The following is a 20,826-nucleotide window of genomic DNA, read 5'->3' as shown; positions in this document are numbered from 1 at the left end:
ATGAGCGCGGTCCGTACCGTCGTCGTCCCGGGGGGCCTCTCATGGCACACGAACACGAACCGCAAGGCAGACTCGACGAGTTGATGCGCGAGCCCTATCCGCTCTACGCGCGGGCACAGGCGGCCGAGGGTCTGGTCCACGTGCCCGAGCTGGCCGCCTGGCTGGTCGCCCGGGACGCCGACGTACGGGAAGTGCTGCTCCGTACCGAGGAGTTCTCGTCGGTGAACGCGTTACGGCCGGACGTCATGCCGTCGCCCGCCGCGCTCGCGGTGCTGGGCGGCGGCTTCGGCGGCGGGCCGGTGGTGGTCGTCTCGGACGGCGAACGGCACCAGCGGCTGCGGGCACCGCTGCTGCGCGCGCTGTCGCCCGCCCGGGTCGCGGCGGCCGTGCCCTACGCCCGTGAACGCGCCGCCGCCCTCGTCGACGCCTTCGCCAAGGACGGCCGGGCGGAGCTGATGGCGGCCTACGCCATGCGGCTGCCCGGCGAGGTCATCGGCCGGATCGTCGGACTCGACCCCGCCGACGTGCCCCTCGTCGTGCACGGCGGGTACCGCGCCGAGGAACTGCTGTTCCGGCCGCTGCCGGAGGACGAGCAGATCGCCGCCGCCGAGGACGTGGTCGCCATGCAGCACATCCTCGACGCCTGCGCCCGCGACCGCTACAGCCAACCCCGCGAGGACCTGGCCACGGAGATCGTCGCCTCCGTGGCCGAGCCCGGCCACACCGAACTGCCCCTGGAGCAGCGCCACGAGGCCGTCGCCCATCTCCAGAACCTGCTGATCGCCGGGCACCTGACCACGACCGCGCTCATCGGCACCACCGTCCTGCACCTGCTGAGCCACCGGGACCAGTGGGAACTGCTGTGCGCCCGGCCCGACCTGATCCCGGCGGCCGTCGAGGAGGCGGCCCGCTACGACACCGCGCTCCAGGGCTTCCGCCGGGTCACCACCTGCCCGGTCACCCTCGCCGGCACCGAACTCCCGGCCGGGGCCGAGCTGTTCGTCGCCTTCGGCGCGGCCAACCGGGACGCCTCGCGGCACCCCCGCCCCGACACGTTCGACATCACCCGGGACGCCCCCGCCCGCCATCTCGCCTTCGGTTTCGGCGCGCACGCCTGCGTCGGCGCCCAGCTGGCGCGCGAGCAACTCCGCATCACGCTGGAGGAGTTGACCCGCCGGCTCCCGGACCTGCGGCTCGCGGAGGGCCGTCCGGTCACCATGCGGCCGACGATGATCCACCGCTCACCGGAGGAGCTGCACCTGACCTGGGCGGCGTCCTAGGCCTCCGCTCCGGTGCCGGACGCCTGATCGAGGCTCTTCGGTCAGACGCCCGGCTGTCCGGACCGGTGGTCACTTCTTGGTGACGGACTCCACCCAGCTGATGAAGTTGGTCGTCGAGTCGCCGGTGCGCTCGGCCTGGGTGTGTCCCTGGGCCCACACGGTGGCGAAGTCGACGTCGCGGATGCCGTAGTTCTGCAGGGCCAGCGCGATGTTGATCTCGGTCGTGTTGGCCGTGTCACCCTGCATGATGCCGGTGCGGATGCGCCAGTGGCGCGCCGGCTGCGACCGGCGGTAGCCGCCGAAGGCGGGTGAGAGGAAGTACAGCGGGTTGTACGCGTCGGCCCGCCAGGCCATGTCCTTGCCGACGCTGTCCTTCTTGGCGAAGTCGCTGTCGTACGCCGAGGAGCCGTAGTCGGAGTTCCAGTCGGAGTACGTGGCGTACGTCGTCTCGTTCGCCTTGATGACGTCGCGAGTGAGGGGCGCGAAGTGCGAGGGAGCGTTGAGCCCCATCGCGAAGACGCCGTTCTCGGTCTGCCCGCGGGAGTACCCGTCGAACGCGCCGACCGGCTTGCTCGCGGTCTTCTGGCTGTTGACGAAGCCTTCGAGGCCGGACACCGTGGCGGTGTTGGTCGTGGCGTCGTAGGTGACCCAGGTGCCGGCGGTGTTGAGGTGGGCGATGTAGTCGTCGACCGTCTCGTACGTGGTCGAGGACCCCGTCTGGCCCGATCCGGGCGGGCCGCCCATCGTGGTGATGGTGTACGGGAAGGTGTTGTCGGACAGGAAGTTGTTCAGCGAGGTGGTGATCACCTCCATCAGGTGGTCGTAGTAGCTGCCGGCCAGGTGGACGCCGCTGCCGGACTCGGTCAGCTTCAGGCGCCTGCCCTGCTCGTCGCGCAGGCCCAGGCGGTTGACGTACTTGGGCCAGGCCTTCGCGAGGTCCGCCGAGTAGGCGCTGGTCCAGGTCCCGGACGCGCGCGTGCCGGTCGAGGCGAACTGGCCCATGTTCCACTCGTAGGACAGGTTGGCCTCGTGCAGGCTGGTGATCGGGCACCAGGCCATGACGCCGGCGACCGCGTCGCTGAGGGGCCGGCCCTGGGCGTCCTCCATCGCCGCGCCGATCGTGCGCAGGTACGGGTGGAACAGGGGGCTGTCACCGGACGCGCCCGCCACGGTGTCCTGGGCGCCGCCGCCGCTCATGCCGAACAGGACGATGTCGTCCGTGCTGCCGGGCAGCACGCTCCGGTTGTACCGCAGGAAGCGGACCGCGGCCTTGAGGTCGGTCACGCCCCAGGGGGCCGCGTCGGAGCGGGTGCTGGTCGAGCTGTCCCGGCCGCGCAGGCCCGGCCACACGTAGATGTGCCCGGCCGCGAGGTACTGCGACACGCTGCTGTAGCCGTAGGACGTGGCCGGCTTCTGCCCGGCGTAGCCGGGGGTGTTGACCGGGATCACGATCGGCGCCGTGCGTCCCGAGTACGCGCCGACGGTGCCCTTCGGGTTGACCTTCGCGGTGTACGTGGTCCCGTCGCTGTTCGCGGTGGCCGTCAGATAGGCGCCCGGCACGTATATCGACAGGTTCTCGTAGTCCGTCGCGGCCGGGCTGGCGACGTACACCTTCCCGAGCTGGTAGTACACGTCGTTGGCCGAGTCGTACGACCAGGCGGTGGAGTCGAACTCCAGCGAGTACGCCGAGGACGTGCCCGACGAGCTGTTCGACGACGATGTGCCGGCGAAAGCCGTGCCTGCCGCGCCCTCGGCGATTCCGAACGCGGCCATGGCCGCGGCGCCCCGGACAACGGTTCTGCGGTTGACGTCCACCCGGTAGACCTCCTTGTGCAGCGGGTTCGTGGTCACAGCCGTACCTGCGCGCCGCTCTGGCGGCATCGCGGGCAGGTCGGGCTGTGCGGCTCGTACGAGTCCCCGACTGTAGGCAAGGAGGCCCAGGATTGTTGACAATTTCGATGATAATTTTGTTAGAAGCCTCGCCGGCTGTTCTAGGGCCTGTACACCTTCCCCGGTTCGGCCTTGCCGGGGGCGAGCAGCTGGGGGACGGTCACGAACACGTACCCGCGCGCCTTGAGGGCGTCGATGATGCCGGGTACGGCGGGCACGGTGCCCTTGTAGAGGTCGTGCAGCAGGATGATCCCGTCCCGGGAGGCCTGGTCCAGGACCCGCTTCTCGATCAGCGCCGAGTCGGTGGTCATGTAGTCCTTCGCGGTCACGCTCCACAGCACCTCGGAGAGGCCCAGCTCCCGGCAGATGCGGTGCACGTTCGCGTCGGTACGGCCCTGCGGCGGGCGCATCAGCGTGGGCTTCCGCCCGATGAGGTGCTCGATCGCGTCGTCGGTGCGGGTGAGCTCCGCGCGTATCTGCCGGTCCGATATCCGCGTGAGGATCTTGTGGTCCCAGGTGTGGCTGGCGACCTCGTGCCCCTCCGCCGCCATCCGCTTCACCAGCTCCGGGTACTTCTCGATGTGCCGCTTGCCCAGCAGGAAGAAGGTCGCCGGGACGTGCTTCTCCTTGAGGATGTCGAGCAGCCGGGCCGAGTTCTCGCTGGGCCCCGCGTCGAAGGTGAGCGCGATGCACTTGGCCTCGCGGCAGTCGACGGTCCCGAACCGGGCCTGGCTCGCCGTGGCGGCGTGGTTGCGTGCGTCGGCGGGCGAGGTCGTGTCGACCTGCGCGCAGCCCGCCAGGGTCAGGGCCAGCGAGGCGGCCGCGGCGGTGAGCGCCGGGAGGCGAAAACGGCCGGACCGGGTTCCGGTGGGCCGGAACCCGGAGGGCCGTCTTTCCCTCTTCTTGCTCGGAAGCTTGCTCCAAAGTGGCATGCCGGGACTATACACACAGTGTATAGAATGTGTGTGCGAATTTTTTGGTGATCGATTCCGGGCGGTGCGGGAGGCTCCGGGGCTGGTCAGCCGTGTGTGGTGGGGTCCACTTCGCCCCAGGCGATGCCCGCTCCGCGGTCCATGTCGCGCACGCGGGCCATGTCGGCGTCGTCGATGCGGAACGAGAAAACGTCCAGGTTCTCACGCATGCGGACCGGGTCGGTGGTCTTGGGAAGCACCGGACAGCCGTTCTGCACGCCCCAGCCCAGAAGGAACTGCGCCTCGGTCACGCCGTACTTTTCCGCCAGCTTCTTGAACGGGGAATCGGGGCGCTCGCCTTCGGTGCGCATCTCCTGCGTCTTGCCGCTCATGTGGCCGGGCGCGGTGCGCCAGGTCGACAGCGGAACCAGGCTGCTGTAGGCGATGGGCGTGATGCCCTTCTGGTGCAGGTGGGCGACCAGCCGGGGCTTCTGTGACCAGGGGTGCAGTTCGGTCTGGTCGGCGTGCGGAACGGGAAGCCCCGCCTCGATCAGCTCGTCGATGTGATCGGCGTTGAAGTTCGAGACGCCGAACGCACGCGCCTTGCCGCTCTTGTGGGCCTCGACCAGTGCCTGCCACTGTTCCAGGCGTTGCTCACGCCCGAACGTGGCGTGGACGAGATACAGGTCGACCTGCTCCAGGCCGAGCCGGTCAAGACTCTCGTCGAGGGACCGCAGGGTCTCTTCGCCCGTCTTGCTGCGTTCCTGTGCCAGCGGCCACAGCTTGGTCGTCACGAACACGTCGCCGCGTTCGAGCCCTTCCTGCCGCATGCCGCGACGCAACCCTTCGCCGACGCCGCGCCTGTTCTCGTACACCTCGGCCGTGACGATGTGCCGGTACCCCGCGGCCAGGGAACTCTCGACGGCGGACGCGACCTCCGCGTCCGGAATGAGATAGGTCCCGAAACCGACCAGGGGAATCCTCACCCCGGTGGTCAACTCATGATCAGGCGTATTGGTCATCGAAATCTCCTTGCCGGACGGCTTCCTGCTCTTGGAGTGCGGCGTGACAGAAGCCGGCGGGTGACGTGCGGCCGGTGGCGCCGCGCATCACCCGCCGGGAGCGGCTCAGTGGTTGTCGACGGCCGAGGCCCAGTCGAAGTCCACGCCCATCTGCTTGTACATGGTCGAGTAGCCGACGAAGCAGTTGAACTGCTCGACCTTGCCGTCCTTCAGGTACCAGAAGTCGGCGGTCGGTACGTCGACCTTCGCGCCGTTCGGCTTGACGGTGCCGGCCGGCGACTGCAGCGGTCCCTCGAACGTGCCCTGGATCGACAGCTCGATGCTGATCACGTCGCCGTTCACGGTGATGCGCTTGAGTTCGCGGTGGACGTCGGGGAAGAGGCCGGCCATGTAGGGCAGCACGTTGCCGAGTGCCTCGCCCCGGTAGGCCACGCCGGGGACCATGTCGTTGAAGACGCCGTCCTTGGTGAAGCTGTTGACGAAGGTCGGGACGTCGATGTGGTTGCCTTCGGCGACGTAGTAGTCGCGCAGGACGACGGCGAGGTTGTGCCGCTCGTGCCTGGTCAGGTGGCGGTCCGTGAGCGGCAGCTTCGCCAGGTCCTGATCGGTAAGGCCCTCGTGGGCCGCCGTACTGCTGTGGGCCGCCGTGCTCCGGTGGGCGGGGCTCGCGGCCTGTGACGGCGCGGCGGCGATGGAAAGACCGCCCAGGACCGCTATCGCGGCAGTGATGGTGAGCGACTTCCGGCTGAGCAGCTTCATGTCGTTTTCCTCCAGGCTCGTTCGCGGGATCCGGGATCCGGGATCCGGCGACACGGTTTCTCTCGCGCTCTTAGTTAATCAAACGCTCGCTTGAGCTTATGGAGGGATGGCGACAGCTGTCAAGCGACTGTTTGAATTGCGCCAACGGGTGACTGTTTGACAGTGAAGTCAAGCGGATGCTTGACTCCGCTCTGTGGTAGGGGCGAAAAAGACGGATCTGCGCCGGGAAGCCGGTCAGCGCACCCGGGAGGGCCTGCAGACGGCCGCCCTGGAGCTGCTCTCGCAGCGAGGCCAGGAGGGCGTGACACTCCGCGAGATCACGGATCGCGCCGGAGCCAACGTCGCCGCGGTGAGCTACCACTTCGGGTCGCTGAAGGCGCTGTGCGACTCGGCGATAGAGCTCGCGCTGGAACGGTATCTGGACGCGCAGCTCCTCGAACTCAACGCGCTTGGTTCCGATGCGACGCTCCAGGACGTGGCGGTGGCGTTCGCCCGGCCGATGATGCGCGCGCTGGCGGCCGGTGGACAGGACCTGGCCATGATGCGGACCGTGGCGCGCGTCGGCATCGATCCGCCCGAGGGATGGGACCGGCTGGCCGGCAAGTTCGACCGGAGCCGCCGGGAGGCCCTCCGGGTGCTGACCGCGAACCTTCCCGGAGTCGGCGACGAGGAGCTGATCTTCCGTACGCGCTGCGCGGCCGGCCTGCTGAACTGGCTCGCCCTGGCACCCATCGGCACCGAGCTGGCCGCCCTGTCCGCCGAACAGATCGAACGGCAGCTGGTCCCCGTGGTGGCCGGGGCATTCCGCGGGGACACCCCCGCCGACCACTGACCAGGCCACAGGCCGACCCGGTCACAGGCCACGGGCCACCGGAATCCGGGCAACCCGAGAATCCGGGCAACCCGAACAACTCTGCCAGGGGACCCGCGGCATCCGGAGCGCCCTCGCGTCCTCGGCGTTCGCCCGGTTGGTTCCCGCAGGTCAGGCATGGGGCGGCGGTCGTGCCTGGCTCGGCTCGCTCCGGCGGTTTCACCCGCCGCCACACCTGGTGTGACCATGGAGGAGGGGGACCGACCCCGGCCGGAGAGGACGCCCCATGCGCTACCGGGACCGCGCGCACGCCGGCCGCGAACTCGCCGCCGCGCTGGGCAGGTTGCGCGACGAGGGCGCCCTGCCCGACCCGATCGTGCTGGCGCTGCCCCGGGGCGGGGTGGCCGTGGCCGCGGAGGTGGCGCGGGAGCTTCCGGCCCCGCTCGACGTGCTCGTCGTACGCAAGATCGGCGCCCCGCACCACGAGGAGTTCGGCGTCGGCGCGATCGCCGGGGACGACCCTCCGCTCCTCGACCCGGCGACCCTGGCCCACCTGGACCTGAGCGAGGACGACCTCGCCCCCGTGGTCGAGCGGGAGCGGCAGGAACTGCGCCGCCGCGAGCGCCGCTACCGGCAGGGCCGACCACCGCCCGAACTGCGCGGCCGTACCGTGCTCGTCGTCGACGACGGCCTCGCCACCGGGTCCACCGCCCGCGCCGCGCTGCGCCACATCCGGGGCCGGGGCCCCGCGCGGACCGTGCTGGCCGTCCCGGTCGGCGCGCCCGACTCGCTGGACGCGCTCGCCGCCGAGGCCGACCTCGTCGTCTGCCCCTGCCGGCCGGCCGTCTTCAGCGCGGTCGGGCAGTGGTACGACGACTTCGGGCAGCTGACCGACGCCGACGTGCTCGACGTGCTGGGCCGGGTCTGACGGGGCGGGGTGCGCGGTGCCGGAGCTGGCCGAGGGCGAGGCGCGACGCCGGTTCGCCGCGGCCCGGGTGGCACGGCTCGCGACCGTGGACGAGGCGGGCCGCCCCCATCTGGTGCCGGTCGTCTTCGCCCGGCACGGCGCCGACGGGATCGTCACGGCCGTGGACCACAAGCCCAAGACCACACCCCGCCTCAAGCGGCTGCGCAACATCGCTGCGCGGCCGGCTGTGAGCCTGCTCGTGGACGCGTACGACGAGAACTGGGACCGCCTGTGGTGGGTCCGGGCGGACGGCGACGCGAGGGTGATTCCCGCCGACGCGGCCGTCGTCGAGCCGCTGTGCGAGAAGTACCCGCAGTACCGGGAGCGACCTCCCGGCGGCCCGGTCGTTCTCGTGACCGTCTCGCGCTGGACCGGCTGGCAGGCGGCGCCCCCCTGACCGCCGGATTTCCCCGTGTCAAGTCCCGAACTGTCGGAACGTGACCCTCTCGCCGGCCGCGGGCCTACTGGAAGCACGGGGTCGACGACCCCGGGGCCGCGGACCGGCCAGGCGGCCTCGCGCGTGCAACGCACCCCTGGATACGATTTGGGCAGGTTTCTGGCGCTACGGGGTGGACGGGTGATGGCGACGCGCATCGCGGGCTACGAGGTCCAGGGCGAGATCGGACGCGGCGGCATGGCCGTCGTCTACCGCGCCACGGACCTGCGCCTGGACCGGACCGTCGCCCTGAAGCTGCTGGCCCCCGAGATGGCCCGCAACGACACCTTCCGCCGCCGTTTCACCCACGAGTCACGGGTCGCCGCCGCCATCGACCACCCGCACATCGTGCCGATCTTCGAGGCCGGCGAGACGGACGGCGTGCTGTACATCGCGATGCGCTACGTGTCGGGGCCGGACCTGCGCGCGCTGCTGGACAAGGAGGGCGTGCTGCCGGTGGACGCGGTGCTGCGGATCGCGGGCCAGGTCGCCTCCGCGCTGGACGCGGCGCACGAGCACGATCTGGTGCACCGGGACGTGAAGCCCGGCAACGTGCTGGTGGCGCAGGGCACGGACAGCGAGCATCCGGAGCACGTCTATCTCACGGACTTCGGGCTCACCAAGAAGTCGCTGTCGCTGACGGGGTTCACGACGGTCGGCGAGTTCGTCGGCACGCTGGACTACGTGGCGCCGGAGCAGATCTCGGGGCGCCCGGTGGACGGCCGCTGCGATCTCTACAGCCTCGCCTGCGTGGTCTTCGAGATGCTCGCCGGCGGCCCGCCCTTCGTACGCGACGAGGACATCGCGCTGCTGTGGGCGCACCAGTACGACGCCCCGCCCGCGCTGAGCGAGGTGCGGGCGGGGCTGCCGCCGGCGTTCGACGACGTGTTCGCGAGGGCGCTGGCCAAGGTCCCCGAGGACCGGTACGGCTCCTGCCTGGAGTTCGTGGGCGCGCTGCGGTTCGCCGCGTACGGCGCCGGACCGGTGGGGGAGCCGGCCGAACAGCCGTCCGCCGACGGACCCCCGACCGTCACGGCCCGCACCCCGCGCCCGCCCGGCTGGGCCCGCCCGGTGTTCCGCCGCTGAGCGCTCCGCTGGAAGGGGCGCGCTGTGCCGTCGGTCGACTGCGGCGCCGTTGTGGCTGGTCGCGCAGTTCCCCGCGCCCCTTCGGGGCGCTGCCGAGCGGCACTCCAGGCTCTCAGCCCTCGGCGAGGTACTGCTCGGCCCAGACGGTCTTGCCGGTGCCGGCGTGCCGGGTGCCCCAGCGCTGGGTCAGCTGGCCGACCAGGAGGAGCCCGCGTCCTCCTTCGTCGTAGGTGTGGGCCCGCCGCATGTGCGGGGCGGTGTTGCTGGAGTCGAAGACCTCGCAGGTGAGGGTGTGGTCGTCGTGGATCAGGCGGAGCCGGACGGGCGGGCGGCCGTACCGGAACGCGTTGGTGACCATCTCGCTGACGATGAGCTCGGTGATGAACGCGGCCTCCTCCAGCCGCCAGTCGGCCAGCTGCCCGGTGGCCAGCTTGCGGGCCTCGGCGACGGCGGCGAGGTCGAAGGGCAGCTCCCAGGTGGCGACCCGGTCGGCGTGCAGGGCCCGGGTGCGGGCGACGAGCAGGGCGATGTCGTCGTCGGGGCGGTGGGTGAGCATGGACGTCAGGACCCGGTCGCAGACGGTGTCCAGGCTTCGCGCGGGGCGGGCGAGCGCGGCGAACATCGTGTCGAGGGCCTCGTCGATGTCGTGCTCGCGGGGTTCGAGCAGACCGTTGGTGTAGAGGGCGATCAGGCTGCCTTCGGGGAGTTCCGTCTCGTACGACTCGAAGGGCAGCCCGCCGAGGCCGAGCGGGGGGCCGGCCGGGACGTCGAGGAAGCGGACGGTGCCGGCGGTGACCACGGCGGGCGGCGGGTGGCCGGCCCGGGCGGCGCAGAGCCGCCGGGTGACGGGGTCGTACACGCCGTACAGGCAGGTCGTGCCCACGCCGCCGGCGGTGTCGGCGGCGTTGTCGGCACCGGCCTCCTCGGCGGAGAGATGGACGACCAGGTCGTCGAGGTGGCTGAGGAGTTCGTCGGGCGGCAGGTCGACGTCGGCCAGGGTGCGGACGGCGGTGCGGACCCGGCCCATGGTGGCGGCGGCCCGCATGCCGTGGCCGACGACATCGCCCACCACGAGCGCGACCCGGGTCCCGGACAGCGGAATGACGTCGAACCAGTCGCCGCCCACCCCGGCCTGGCTGACCGAGGGCAGATAGCGGGTGGCGATGTCCAGGGCGGCCTGTTCGGGCAGGGTCTGGGGGAGCAGGCTGCGCTGCAGCGTCATCGTGGTGGTGTGCTGCCGCTGGGCGCGCGCGGCGCCCTGCATGCCGGCGGCCGTGCGGGCCGCGAGCTGTTCGGCCAGCCACAGATCGTCCGCGTCGAACGGCTCGGTCCGCCGGTTCCGTCCGAAGAGGGCCACGCCGAAGGTGATGTCGCCCGCCCTGAGCGGCACCGCCAGCAGCGAGTGCGCCTCGCTCTCCCGGACCCAGGCGGCGGCCTGCGGATCCTCCCGCGCCCAGCGGCCCACGATCTCGTCGCCGCCCGGGTACACCGTGCCCCGCCCCTCGGTGAGGCACCGGCCCGGCGGTGACCACGGCGGGCAGCGCAGCACTTCGCCGGAGGGCCGGGGGAGCGGCGGCCCGTCGGGTGCCGAGCGCACGGCGGCCCGGCGCAGGGCGACGCCGTCGGGCGGCGGTGCGCCGTGCCGGGGAGCGTCCAGCAGGTCCACGGCGCAGACGTCGGCGAAGGCGGGGACGGTGACCTCGGCCAGCTCCTGCGCGGTGCGCTGCACGTCGGAGCTGGTGCCGATGCGCACCCCGGCGTCGCTGAGGAGCAGCATCCGGCGCCGTACCAGCTGCTGGGACGCGTCGGCGTGGGCCGTCAGGGCCACCGCCCGCACCCGGCCGTCCGAGTCCGTCAGCGGCATGAGCCACGCGTGCCAGGTGCGCTCCGGGTCGGCCGGGTCCAGATGGAGACGGATCTCCTGCGGCCCGGCGCCGTCCAGGACCCGCCGCATGCTCGACTCGGCCTCGGCGCTGCCCTCGTACGGCACGATGTCCGTCAGCCGCAGCCCCCGCATCATCCCCTCCGCCAGCGACAGCGTGCGCTGGGTCGCGGCGCCGGCCCGGGCCAGCCGCAGCCCCTCGTCGAAGACGGCCGAGACACACGGTGACTGCTGGAAGGCCCACTCGCCGAGCGCCTGGCCGGCGGCGGCCGCGGCCGGGCCGGTCACGGGGGACACCACCAGCCAGTCCGTGCCGCCCGGGCGTTCGCCGGAGGGCCTGCGGTGGACCAGGACGTCCAGGTCCAGCCGGTGCCCGTCCCGGTGGCGCAGCGCCGCGGTCCCGTTCCAGCGCGGTCCGGCGGCCGCCTCCCGCCACGTGTCCCGGCCGGGGTCGGCGAGCAGCAGGGCGGCCCGCTGCCCCAGGATCTCGGCGGGCGGGTACCCCAGCAGCAGCCGGGCCCCGTCGCTCCAGCCGGACACCACGCCCCGCTCGTCGACCGTGACCGTGGCGGTGCGGGCCCCCTGGGGCACGGCGTGCGTCTGCGCCGGTTGGCTGGGAGGGGTGGGACGTCGTTCCATCGCCGCTCATCCTTCGCGGAACCTGCACGGCCGGCTCTCTCCCCAGGATGATCCCGGCCGGCACGGAGCACCAATCCGCCGCCGCTGCCACCCCGGCGCACGGGTCACACCCGCCGGAGGTTCCTGTGACGCGCCTGTGACAGTCGGCGGACAGCGCCATGACGTGGGGTTGTCAGGGTTTTGTAAACGGACAAATCGCCCCTATTGGTCAATCTCGACTGACCGCATGTGAAGGACCCCCTCATGAGCTTCACCGCAGTCACCCAGCACACCGAGACCGCCGCCGTCGCGCTGGCCCCGCGTGAGCGCGAGACGCTGAAGCACATCGCCGCGGGCTGCACCTACCTCCAGGCGGCCCGGCTGATGGGGCTCTCCCGGCACACGGTCGACGCCTACCTGCGCCGTATCCGCGCCAAGCTCGACATCAACACCACCGCCGAGCTCACCCGGCTGGCCATCTCCCTCGGTCTGTGATCCCACTCCGCCCGACAGATCCGCCCCGCCCGTGACAGCGTGGGAGCAGCAGCCGGCCATGGTGTCCTGGAGGCGGAGATGACGGTGAACGGGCTCGGACTTGTGGTGCACGGCGGGCGCGCGGAGGCGGTGGACGCGGCCCGTGCGGTACGGGCGTGGGCCGCGGAACACGACGTGCGGTGCACCGACATCGACGTGTGGCACGACGGCGGACGGCACCACTCCGGGGAGGAGGTCGCGGCCGCGGGCGACCCCGACCTGATCGTCACCCTCGGCGGGGACGGCACCTTCCTGCGCGGCGCCCGGCTCGCCGCCCGCAACGACGCGCTGGTCCTCGGCGTCGACCTGGGCCGGGTCGGCTTCCTGACCGAGGTGCCGGTCTGCTCGGTGCGGGAGGCGCTGGACGCGATCCGCGAGGACCGGTACACCGTCGACAGCAGACTGCTGCTCACCATGCGCGCCTCCCGCCGCCTGGAGATGCCGGCCGACATGGAGCGGCTGATGCAGTACGGCCGCGGGCCGCTGCTGCCGCCGCCCCAGGTGCGCACGGACTGCGAGCAGGACACCGACTGGGGCATCCCCCTGCACATCACCGCCGTCAACGACGTGGTCCTGGAGAAGCTGTCCCGGGACCGCCAGGTCTCCGTCGGCGTGTACGTCTCCGGCCGGCTGCTGGCCTCCTACTCCGCCGACGCGCTGCTGGTGGCGACGCCGACCGGCTCGACCGCCTACAGCTTCGCCGCCGGCGGACCCGTCGTCTCGCCCTGCGCGGAGGCCCTCGTCTTCACCCCGGTCGCCCCGCACATGGCGTTCAACCGCTCGGTCGTCACGGCCCCGAACGAGGCGGTCGGCCTGCGCGTCCTGGAACGCTCGGGGCAGGCCGCGGTCAGCGTCGACGGCCAGGTGCGCGGGGTACTGGAGCCGGGGGACTGGATCGGCGTGTACGCCGCCCCGACCCGGCTGCGGGTGGTCCGGTTCGCGCCGATGGACTTCTACGGCCGGCTGCGCGAGCGCATGAACCTCACCGACGCCCCGGCCGCGGTCGCCGACGGCACCCCCGCCCCCCTGTGGTCGTTGCGGACGCCCCCGCCCGGTGACCTGGCCCATCTCTCCCTGCCGCTGATGTCCGCGGAGTACGCCGACGCGAAAGAACCGTGCGTCGACGGGAAAGACGGTGCCCTCCCCGCGCTGGAAAAGTCGGTCTTCCCACGTCATGTGCAGGAAGGCGACAACACCCCATGAGCACCGACTCCCCGGTCCAGACGGTCCAGACGGTCCGCGGCCCGGTCCCCGCCGACGACCTCGGCACCGTCCTGATGCACGAGCACGTCTTCGTGCTCAGCGAGGAGTTCCGGCAGAGCCTCCCGGAGACCTGGGACGAGCAGGAGCGCGACGACGACGCCGTGACCCGGCTCAAGGCCCTGGCCGCGACCGGCGTCACCACCATCGTCGACCCCACCTGCATCGGCCTCGGCCGCGACGTCGCGCGGGTCGCCCGGGTCAACGAGCAGGTCGACCTCAACATCGTGGCGGCCACCGGCATCTACACCCTGGCCGACGTCCCCGACTACTTCCGCTACCACGGCCCGGGCACCCTGCTCGGCGGCGCCGAGGGCATGACCGAGCTGTTCGTCCGCGAACTCACCGAGGGCATCGCGGGCACCGGGATCCGGGCCGCCTTCCTGAAGTGCGCGATCGAGGACCGGCTCACCCCGGGCGTGGAGCGGGGGCTGCGCGGGGACGCCCAGGCCCATCTGGCCACCGGCGCCCCGGTCCCCGTGCACACCGGCGCCGCCGCACGGACCGGCCTGGTCGCCCAGGAGATCCTGCGCAGCGAGGGCGCGGACCTCGGCAAGGTGGTCGTCGGGCACAGCGGCGACACCGCCGACCTGGACTATCTGCACGAACTCATCGACAACGGCTCGTACGTCGGCATGGACCGCTTCGGCCTCGACATCCTGCTCCCCGGCGACCAGCGGGTGGCGACCGTCGCGGCCCTCGCGGCCGAAGGGCTCGCCGGGCGGATGGTGCTGTCCCACGACGCGTCCTGCCACATCGACTGGTTCCCGCCCGGCGTGAAGGAGCAGATCGCACCGGACTGGCACTACACCCACCTGCACGACCAGGTCCTGCCCGCCCTGCGCCGAGCCGGCGTCACAGAGGCCCAGTTGACCACCATGCTGGTCGACAACCCGCGCCGCTACTTCAGCTAGCGCGCCGCCACCGGGCCTCGCTCGGGGTCGTCCCGAACTCCGCCCGGAACGCGGTCGCGAACGACGCGTGACTGCCGAAGCCGCAGGAGTGCGCGATCTGCGCGATCGAGTACGACGCCCAGCCCGGGCCGGCCAGCCGTTCGCGGGCCGCGTTCAGCCGTTCGCGGCGGATCAGGTCGCGGGCCGTGGTGCCGGCCTCCTGGAGCACCTGCTGGACATAGCGCACGGACCAGCCGAGCGCCCGCGCGACGGCGACGACGTCCAGGTCCCGTTCGCACGCGTGCTGCCGGACGTAGCGGCGGACCGCGGCCTCGACCGTCGCCCGCTGCCCGGCGGGCGCCGTGTCGGTGCCGCCCTCCGCGGCCAGGCAGACCAGGTCGAGCAGCCGGTCGCACGCGAGGTCGAAGGTGCTCTCCGACAGTTCCTCGCGCTCCTCGTGGAGCGTGGTGGTCAACTGCCGTACGATCCGGCCCAGTCCGCGCTCGGCGCCGAGCAACTGCGGCTCGCCGGCCGCGATCCGGCTGCGCGTGGAGACGTCCTCGCCGGACATGATGAAGGCGATCGACAGGAAGTCCGCGTCATGCGCGAACTTCATCGGACGGTCGATGTCGCAGAGCACCATGCTGCCGGCCCGGATCTCCGTGGCCGACGGCCCCTGCTCCACCCAGGCGGTACCGGCCAGCGGGACGAGGAGTTCGTACGTACCCCGCGGATCGGAGCGGATGTGCCGGGTCTCCCGCTGCACCACCTCCCGCCCGCCGGCGCACAGGGCGACGCCGTACGCCGTCGACTGCTGCCACTCCAGGCGGGCGCGCCACGGCGCCTCGCGGTCGGGCACGCTGATCCGGCTGGCGCCGTGCAGGCCGGTGAAGAGCTCGTCCCAGGCGCTCGCCGAGGTCAGGGTGAGGGCTTCACTCCAGGAGTACACGCGCCTCATGGTAAGCCGCCCGGGGGCGAGGGCGGCCCGGGCGGACAACGCTGTCAGCGGCCCGCGAACCGGGCGAGTCCGGCGAAGTCCGCCGCGGTTGGGCAGCGCCCCGAAGGAGCGCGGGGCCGTATCCGATATGCGGCTGCCGCCGCGATGGGGGTCCCCCCGGGTTCGGGCGAAGCCGAGAACTTGGGGAGCGACCAGCCCCGACGGCGCCGCGGTCGGCAGCCGGCACATCGTGGCACTTCCGGCGGAGCGCTGAGTGGGGACGGGCGGCGTCTTGTCCGTGCCACATCGTGCACCACCGCGCAGACATCGGGCACCACCGTGCACCGTCACCCGCGGTCGGGCAACGCCACGCGCCATGGCGCACGTTCAGGTACCACCATTACCACCGCACACGATCAGGTACCGCCGTGCAGCACCGCGCGGGATCAAGTTGCACCACGCATCACCGAACGCCCCACGACGCATTGGACACCACCCCCACATGACCGTTTCGCGACGCTTCCTCGCCCCCGTCGTCCTCCCCGCCGACCCGTCCTGCACCGTGCTCCGGGACGCGGCGGTCGACGTCGGCCCCGACGGCCGTATCACCTACTGCGGTCCGGCCGCCGACGCACCCCCGGTCCCGGACGCCCACCCGCGCACGGTCCTGACCGGCATCCTCGCCCCGGGCCTCGTCAACGCCCACGCGCACTCCCCGATGACCCTGCTGCGGGGCCTCGGCGGCGACCTGCCGCTGCTGGCCTGGCTGCAGGACGCCGTATGGCCCGCCGAGGCACGCATGACCTCGCGGGACGCCCGTGCGGGCATGCTCCTCGGCTGTGTCGAGATGCTGCGCTACGGCGTGACCACCAGTGCCGAGATGTACGCGCACGCCGAGGCGGTGGCCGACGCGGCGCTGGAGGCCGGGAGCCGGATCCTGCTCGCGCCCGCCTACTTCGACCGGCCCGGCGACGGCTGGCGCAGCGCCGTCGACGGGATCGGCAAGTGGATCGACGCCGACGGCCTCCGCTTCGGCCCGGGCGAGCGCGTCGAGCTCTGCTACGGCCCGCACTCCGCGTACACCCTGCCCCCCGAAGCCCTGCGGGCGACGGCCGAGGAGGCCGGGCTGCGCGGCGCGCTGGTGCACATCCACGTCGCGGAGACCCTCGCCGAGGACGCCGAGCAGCGGGCACAGCACGGTTCTGTACCCCAACTCCTGCACGACACCGGGCTGCTGGACGGGCGGCTGCTCGCGGCCCACGCCGTGCACCTCTCCGGCACCGACATCCGGCTGCTCGCGGAGTCGGGCGCCGGGGTCGCCCACTGCCCGGGCTCCAACGGCAAACTCGCCTCCGGAACGGCGCCCCTGCACGCCCTGCGCGCCGCGTCCGTCCCCGTGGGCCTCGGCACCGACGGGCCCGCGAGCAACGACGACCTCGACCTGTGGGAGGAGGCCCGGCTCGCGATGATGTTCAGCCGCCTCGCCACCGGCGACCCCCTGGCACTCACCGCCGCCGACGCCTTCCTCATGGCGACCTCGGTGGGCGCCGCGGCCCTCGGCCGGACGGACGTCGGAGCCCTGCGCCCCGGCAACTGGGCGGACCTGGTCCATGTCTCGGTCGACGGACCGCAGTTCGCGACCGGTGTGGACGTGCCGGACGAGCGGCTGCTCGCCAACCTCGTGTGGGCGGCCGGCTCCCGCGCGGTCCGGGACGTCTGGGTCGCGGGCGAGCCGGTGGTGGCGGACGGGGAGACGGTCCGCGTCGAGCGCCCGGCCGCGCAGCGTGCCGCCGCCGAAGCGGCGGCACGCATCGTCTGAGCGGCTTGACGCAGCCGCATGAAGCCGCTGCATCGAGCCGCCGGATCAGGCGGCCGGCCGCCAGCTCCAGTTCTGCCGTTCGTAGGCGATCTCGAAGCCGAGGCGGAGCATGTTGTGCAGGGAGGGGTTGTGGGTCCCGGGGGTCTCGGCGCCGGTCTCGGCGACGAGCGTCCGGCATCCCAGCTCCTGTGCCCTGCGCGCACGGGCGGCCAGCAGCGCGGTCTGGCCGCCGCGGTTGCGGGCGTGCGCCGCGACGGAGCCGGCGAAGAACTGGGCCGTCTCGCCGCGGACGTACATCGTGCCCGTGCCGACCAGCTCCCCGTCCAGCCAGGCCGCGTGGGGATGCCAGCCGGGCTGCTCCACGCTGCCGGCGGCCATCCGCGCGTAGGGCTCGACCGGCATGCCGAACGCCGTCATCATCACCTCGCCCCATACGGCGGCCTGTTCGGCCTCCACCGGGGCGACGCGGATCCCGTCGGGGGACCGGCCGGGCGCGTCGGCGCGGGCCACGGCCTCCTCGACCGGGCAGACGAGCTTCACCCAGGACGAGCCGGACGCGGTGATGCCCTCCCGCGCGCAGATGTCCGCCCAGTCCTCGGGCAGGAAGGCCGGGGCGATCTGGAGGACGGCCTGCGGGGTGCCCGCCGCGCGGTAGAAGTCGCAGACCTCTCTGACGAGGTCCGCGGTGACGGGGGTGCCGACGCCGAAGCCGAGGGCCTTGCTCCAGAAGCGGGTGACGTCTTCGGTCATCGACAGCACCACTCCGCCGCCGATGCGTGCGGCGCTCATGCCGAGCGCGGTGCGGACGGACTCGGGGGCCCGGGTCTCGAACTGGAAGAGCGCTTCGGCCTCGGACTGTTCGGCGACGGACGGCTGAACGACTGTGGTCATGACTCTGATTCTCTTTCGGAACGTTCTCTCTCGGGAAGCCGGATCGCCTAGCGGCCGGTCGTCACGAACCGGGTCACCGCGGCCGTGAAGGCTTCCGGCTCCTCGATGTGGCCGAAGTGCCCGCTGTTCTCCAGGACCACCAGCTCCGAGCCGGGGACCAGGGCGTGCAGTTCCTCGGCCCATCGCACTCCGCAGATGAAGTCGTGGCGGCCGGCCAGCACGAGGGTGGGCACGGTGAGCTTGCCGAGGCCGGCGCGGTCGTCGAAGACGATCGGGGACAGGTCCTCGTCCAGGCCGGAGACGTACGTGGCCCGCACGGCCGCCCGGATGGGCGCGAACTCCTGCTCCCGGCCCCAGTAGTCGGCGAAGTAGGCGGGGAACAGCCCCCGGGCGACGGCGGTCTGCGCCGCGTCGTCGGTGACAGTGGGGATGGCCTGGAAGGCGGCCAGGACCTCGGCGAGCCCGGGGTGGCCGGCGTGCCGCCCGGCGAACGCCTCCACCTGGCGCACGGTCTCGGCGGTGTGCTCGGGACCGGTCACCGGCAGGCTGTCGTACAGGATCACCCCGGCGAGGCGCTCGGGGTGGTGCAGGGCGTGGTACTGGGCGACGAAGCCGCCGTGCGAGTGGCCCAGCAGGTGCACCCCGGAGACGCCGAGGTGGTCGAGGAGCGCGCCGAGGAACCGGCTGTAGCGGGCCCGCGTGTAGCCGTTGGGGTGGGACGGCAGCCGGTCCGAGGCGCCGCTGCCGATCGGCTCCGGGTAGACGACCGTCAGGTGCCGCTCCAGTTCGGGCATCCGCAGGTACTCCCAGTCGATGCCCGGGCCGCCGGAGTGCGCGACGCACACCGGCCCCGTGCCGTGCACGTGGTAGCGCTGCACGAGGCCGTCGGTCTCGACGGCGTGCGTTCCGGTGGCCAGGGGATCGCTCAGGGGCGTGGTCATGTTCTTCTCCGTGTCCGGTGGGTTCATAGGACATCGGCAGGACGGGACGGAGCAGGAGAAGTTCGATCCGGGTTGTGTGAGGGCGGTCACACCTGAAGAAGTGGCGGTCTCCGGCCGGCGCGAGGTCCCGGGGGCGCGGGTTGCCGGGCGCCGGCCGGGAACCGGTGGCGGCGCCGTTCAGTAGCGGCCGCCCACCGTCCGCTCGGCCAGCCCGTCCAGCGTGGCGGCCTCGTCGGCGGTCAGCTCGATGCCGGCGGCGGCCACGTTCTGCTCCAGCCACTTCACGCGCTTCGTCCCCGGGATCGGCACCACGGGCACTCCGAGGTGCGCACCCCGGGCCTGCACCCAGGCCAGCGCCAGCTGTGCCGGGGTCACGCCCTTCGCCTCCGCCAGGGCGCGGACGGCGTCCGCGATCACCTCGTTGTCCGTCGTCCGGAACCGGGGCAGCCGCCGTCGCGCGTCGCCTGCCGGCAGCGCGGTCACGTCGACCGTGCCGGTCAGGAAGCCCCGGCCGAGCGGTGAGTACGCCACCAGCGCCACGCCCAGCTCGCGCAGGGCGTCCCCGGCGGTCGTCTCCAGGTCCCGGGACCAGATCGAGTACTCGCTCTGCACCGCTGTGACCGGGTGCACGGCGTGGGCGCGCCGCAGCAGTTCGCCGTTCACCTCGGACAGGCCGATGTGCCGGATCTTGCCCTCCTTCACCAGCTCCGCCATGGCGCCGACGGACTCCTCGATCTCGGCGTTCTGCGGCGGCCGGTGCAGGTAGTAGAGGTCGATGTGGTCGACGCCGAGCCGCAGCAGCGAGGCGTCGCAGGCCCGCTTGATGTAGCCCGGGTCGCCGCGCAGCGCCCAGGTGTCGCCGCCCATGCGGTCGATGCCGGTCTTCGTGGCGAGCTGGACCTCGTCCCGCCGGCCCGCGACGGCCCGGCCCACCAGCACCTCGTTGTGCCCGAAGGCGTAGGCGTCGGCGGTGTCGATGAGGGTGACCCCCAGGTCGAGGGCCCGGTGAATGGTGTCGATCGCGTCGTCCCAGCTGGTCGGGCCGTATCCCTCGCTCATGCCCATGCAGCCGAGACCCTGGGCGGAGGTGGTGAGGTCACCGAGAGAAACCGTGTTCACGGCATGACTCCGTTCGATGTGCGCAGTGTCTACGATGGCAGATACCGGAGGATCCTCCGGTAGTGAAAAACGTTAACGGAGGATCCTCCGGTAAGCAAGTGGGCAGAATGCCGGTACGGTGACCGGCCTGGAGGGGAGTACGGCATGAACGAACAGGGACCCGCACGGCCCGTGCGCGCCCATGCCCGCCGCAACCGCGAGAAGCTGGTGGCGGCGGCCCTGGAGGAGTTCACGCGCACCGGCAAGGACGCGCCGCTGGACGGCATCGCCAGGGCGGCCGGGGTCGGTATCGGCACCCTCTACCGGCACTTCCCTACCCGGGAGTCACTGGTCCTCGCGGCCTACGAGCACGAGGTGGACCAGCTGTGCGCCGGCGCCGAGGACCTCGTCGCGGCACTTGCGCCGGACCGGGCGCTGCGCGAGTTCATGGGCCGGCTGGCGGGCCTGCTCGTCACGAAGCAGCACATGTCGGAGGCGCTGCGCTCCGGCGGGGCGGAGGAGTCGTACTCGAAGGTCTACGACACCATCGACACGCTCTTCACCGCGGGCGTCGCCGCCGGGACGCTCCGGGCCGACATGGAGACGGCCGACGTGGTCCGGGCCATGGGCGGCCTGCTGCGGCTGGACGTGGCCGGCGACTGGAAGGGGCAGGCCGACCGCCAGATCAGGCTCCTGATGGACGGCCTGTACACAGGAGCTCCGGCCCGCGCCGAAGGGCGCGAGCCGGAGCGGTGGGAGTCGGGGCGGCAGGAGCCGGAGCGGTAGGAGCC

19 protein-coding genes are annotated in these 20,826 nt (G+C 72.2%); 10 read left to right on the top strand and 9 right to left on the bottom strand.

The window, feature by feature from the left end; translation table 11 throughout:
- The first annotated feature begins 41 nt into the window (after positions 1-41).
- Positions 42-1,280 carry a cytochrome P450 gene (locus KVT45_RS38785; RefSeq protein ID WP_217553947.1) on the top strand — a complete coding sequence of 413 codons (1,239 nt, stop codon included), beginning with the start codon at positions 42-44 and terminating at the stop codon, positions 1,278-1,280.
- Between the two features lie 69 nt (positions 1,281-1,349).
- On the opposite strand, the gene KVT45_RS38780 is transcribed toward KVT45_RS38785, so the two are convergent.
- The 4 genes from KVT45_RS38780 to KVT45_RS38765 all read right to left on the bottom strand — a co-directional run bounded on the left by KVT45_RS38780 (position 1,350) and on the right by KVT45_RS38765 (position 5,862).
- Positions 1,350-3,131 carry an esterase gene (locus tag KVT45_RS38780; RefSeq protein ID WP_308310999.1) on the bottom strand — a complete coding sequence of 594 codons (1,782 nt, stop codon included), beginning with the start codon at positions 3,129-3,131 and terminating at the stop codon, positions 1,350-1,352.
- A 140-nt stretch (positions 3,132-3,271) separates the two neighbouring features.
- The gene (locus KVT45_RS38775; protein ID WP_217553946.1) at positions 3,272-4,102 is read right to left on the bottom strand and encodes a polysaccharide deacetylase family protein; all 831 of its coding nucleotides are present in this window, start codon (positions 4,100-4,102) and stop codon (positions 3,272-3,274) included.
- Positions 4,103-4,188: 86 nt separating this feature from the next.
- Complete coding sequence (locus KVT45_RS38770) at positions 4,189-5,103, bottom strand: aldo/keto reductase (RefSeq protein ID WP_217553942.1); 915 nt, start codon at positions 5,101-5,103, stop codon at positions 4,189-4,191.
- Between the two features lie 105 nt (positions 5,104-5,208).
- Positions 5,209-5,862, bottom strand: a complete 654-nt coding sequence (locus tag KVT45_RS38765) for a nuclear transport factor 2 family protein (RefSeq protein WP_217553939.1) — start codon at positions 5,860-5,862, stop codon at positions 5,209-5,211.
- 193 nt (positions 5,863-6,055) lie between these two features.
- Here KVT45_RS38765 and KVT45_RS38760 point away from each other — a divergent pair, with 193 nt between their 5' ends.
- The 4 genes from KVT45_RS38760 (at position 6,056) to KVT45_RS38745 (ending at position 9,162) form a co-directional block, all read left to right on the top strand.
- Positions 6,056-6,694 carry a TetR/AcrR family transcriptional regulator gene (locus tag KVT45_RS38760; protein ID WP_217553934.1) on the top strand — a complete coding sequence of 213 codons (639 nt, stop codon included), beginning with the start codon at positions 6,056-6,058 and terminating at the stop codon, positions 6,692-6,694.
- A 265-nt stretch (positions 6,695-6,959) separates the two neighbouring features.
- Positions 6,960-7,601 carry a phosphoribosyltransferase gene (locus tag KVT45_RS38755; protein ID WP_217553932.1) on the top strand — a complete coding sequence of 214 codons (642 nt, stop codon included), beginning with the start codon at positions 6,960-6,962 and terminating at the stop codon, positions 7,599-7,601.
- 16 nt (positions 7,602-7,617) lie between these two features.
- Positions 7,618-8,037 carry a TIGR03668 family PPOX class F420-dependent oxidoreductase gene (locus KVT45_RS38750; RefSeq protein ID WP_217553930.1) on the top strand — a complete coding sequence of 140 codons (420 nt, stop codon included), beginning with the start codon at positions 7,618-7,620 and terminating at the stop codon, positions 8,035-8,037.
- 183 nt (positions 8,038-8,220) lie between these two features.
- A complete protein-coding gene (locus KVT45_RS38745; RefSeq protein WP_217553928.1) occupies positions 8,221-9,162 on the top strand; it encodes a serine/threonine-protein kinase in 942 nt (313 codons plus the stop codon).
- A 112-nt stretch (positions 9,163-9,274) separates the two neighbouring features.
- Here KVT45_RS38745 and KVT45_RS38740 read toward each other — a convergent pair whose 3' ends face one another.
- Complete coding sequence (locus KVT45_RS38740) at positions 9,275-11,683, bottom strand: SpoIIE family protein phosphatase (RefSeq protein ID WP_217553926.1); 2,409 nt, start codon at positions 11,681-11,683, stop codon at positions 9,275-9,277.
- Positions 11,684-11,926: 243 nt separating this feature from the next.
- Here KVT45_RS38740 and KVT45_RS38735 point away from each other — a divergent pair, with 243 nt between their 5' ends.
- The 3 genes from KVT45_RS38735 (at position 11,927) to KVT45_RS38725 (ending at position 14,370) form a co-directional block, all read left to right on the top strand.
- Positions 11,927-12,157, top strand: a complete 231-nt coding sequence (locus tag KVT45_RS38735) for a response regulator transcription factor (protein WP_089104534.1) — start codon at positions 11,927-11,929, stop codon at positions 12,155-12,157.
- 78 nt (positions 12,158-12,235) lie between these two features.
- Positions 12,236-13,399 (top strand): NAD(+)/NADH kinase, encoded by a 1,164-nt coding sequence (locus KVT45_RS38730; protein ID WP_217554057.1) that lies wholly within the window; start codon positions 12,236-12,238, stop codon positions 13,397-13,399.
- Positions 13,396-14,370, top strand: coding sequence for a phosphotriesterase (locus KVT45_RS38725; RefSeq protein ID WP_217553924.1), 975 nt, complete (start codon positions 13,396-13,398; stop codon positions 14,368-14,370). Before KVT45_RS38730 ends, KVT45_RS38725 begins: the two co-directional genes overlap by 4 nt.
- Here KVT45_RS38725 and KVT45_RS38720 read toward each other — a convergent pair.
- Positions 14,363-15,298 (bottom strand): AraC family transcriptional regulator, encoded by a 936-nt coding sequence (locus tag KVT45_RS38720; RefSeq protein WP_217553923.1) that lies wholly within the window; start codon positions 15,296-15,298, stop codon positions 14,363-14,365. The genes KVT45_RS38725 and KVT45_RS38720 overlap by 8 nt on opposite strands.
- Before the next feature lie 490 nt (positions 15,299-15,788).
- On the opposite strand from KVT45_RS38720, the gene KVT45_RS38715 reads away from it, so the two are divergent.
- On the top strand, positions 15,789-17,105 hold the full coding sequence (locus tag KVT45_RS38715) for an amidohydrolase family protein (RefSeq protein ID WP_217553921.1): 1,317 nt from the start codon (positions 15,789-15,791) through the stop codon (positions 17,103-17,105).
- A gap of 45 nt (positions 17,106-17,150) precedes the next feature.
- Here KVT45_RS38715 and KVT45_RS38710 read toward each other — a convergent pair whose 3' ends face one another.
- The 3 genes from KVT45_RS38710 to KVT45_RS38700 form a co-directional block, all read right to left on the bottom strand.
- A complete protein-coding gene (locus KVT45_RS38710) occupies positions 17,151-17,996 on the bottom strand; it encodes a GNAT family N-acetyltransferase (protein ID WP_217553920.1) in 846 nt (281 codons plus the stop codon).
- 47 nt (positions 17,997-18,043) lie between these two features.
- Entirely contained in the window at positions 18,044-18,937 is an 894-nt protein-coding gene (locus KVT45_RS38705; protein ID WP_217553918.1) for an alpha/beta fold hydrolase, read from the bottom strand.
- A 177-nt stretch (positions 18,938-19,114) separates the two neighbouring features.
- Positions 19,115-20,056 (bottom strand): aldo/keto reductase, encoded by a 942-nt coding sequence (locus KVT45_RS38700; RefSeq protein ID WP_308310998.1) that lies wholly within the window; start codon positions 20,054-20,056, stop codon positions 19,115-19,117.
- A 144-nt stretch (positions 20,057-20,200) separates the two neighbouring features.
- On the opposite strand from KVT45_RS38700, the gene KVT45_RS38695 reads away from it, so the two are divergent.
- Positions 20,201-20,821, top strand: a complete 621-nt coding sequence (locus tag KVT45_RS38695) for a TetR/AcrR family transcriptional regulator (RefSeq protein WP_217553916.1) — start codon at positions 20,201-20,203, stop codon at positions 20,819-20,821.
- Positions 20,822-20,826 lie beyond the last annotated feature (5 nt).

Source organism: Streptomyces sp. GbtcB6 (assembly GCF_019091475.1).
In the GTDB taxonomy this organism is placed as follows: domain Bacteria; phylum Actinomycetota; class Actinomycetes; order Streptomycetales; family Streptomycetaceae; genus Streptomyces; species Streptomyces hyaluromycini.
This window is presented reverse-complemented; position numbering and strand designations above follow the sequence as displayed.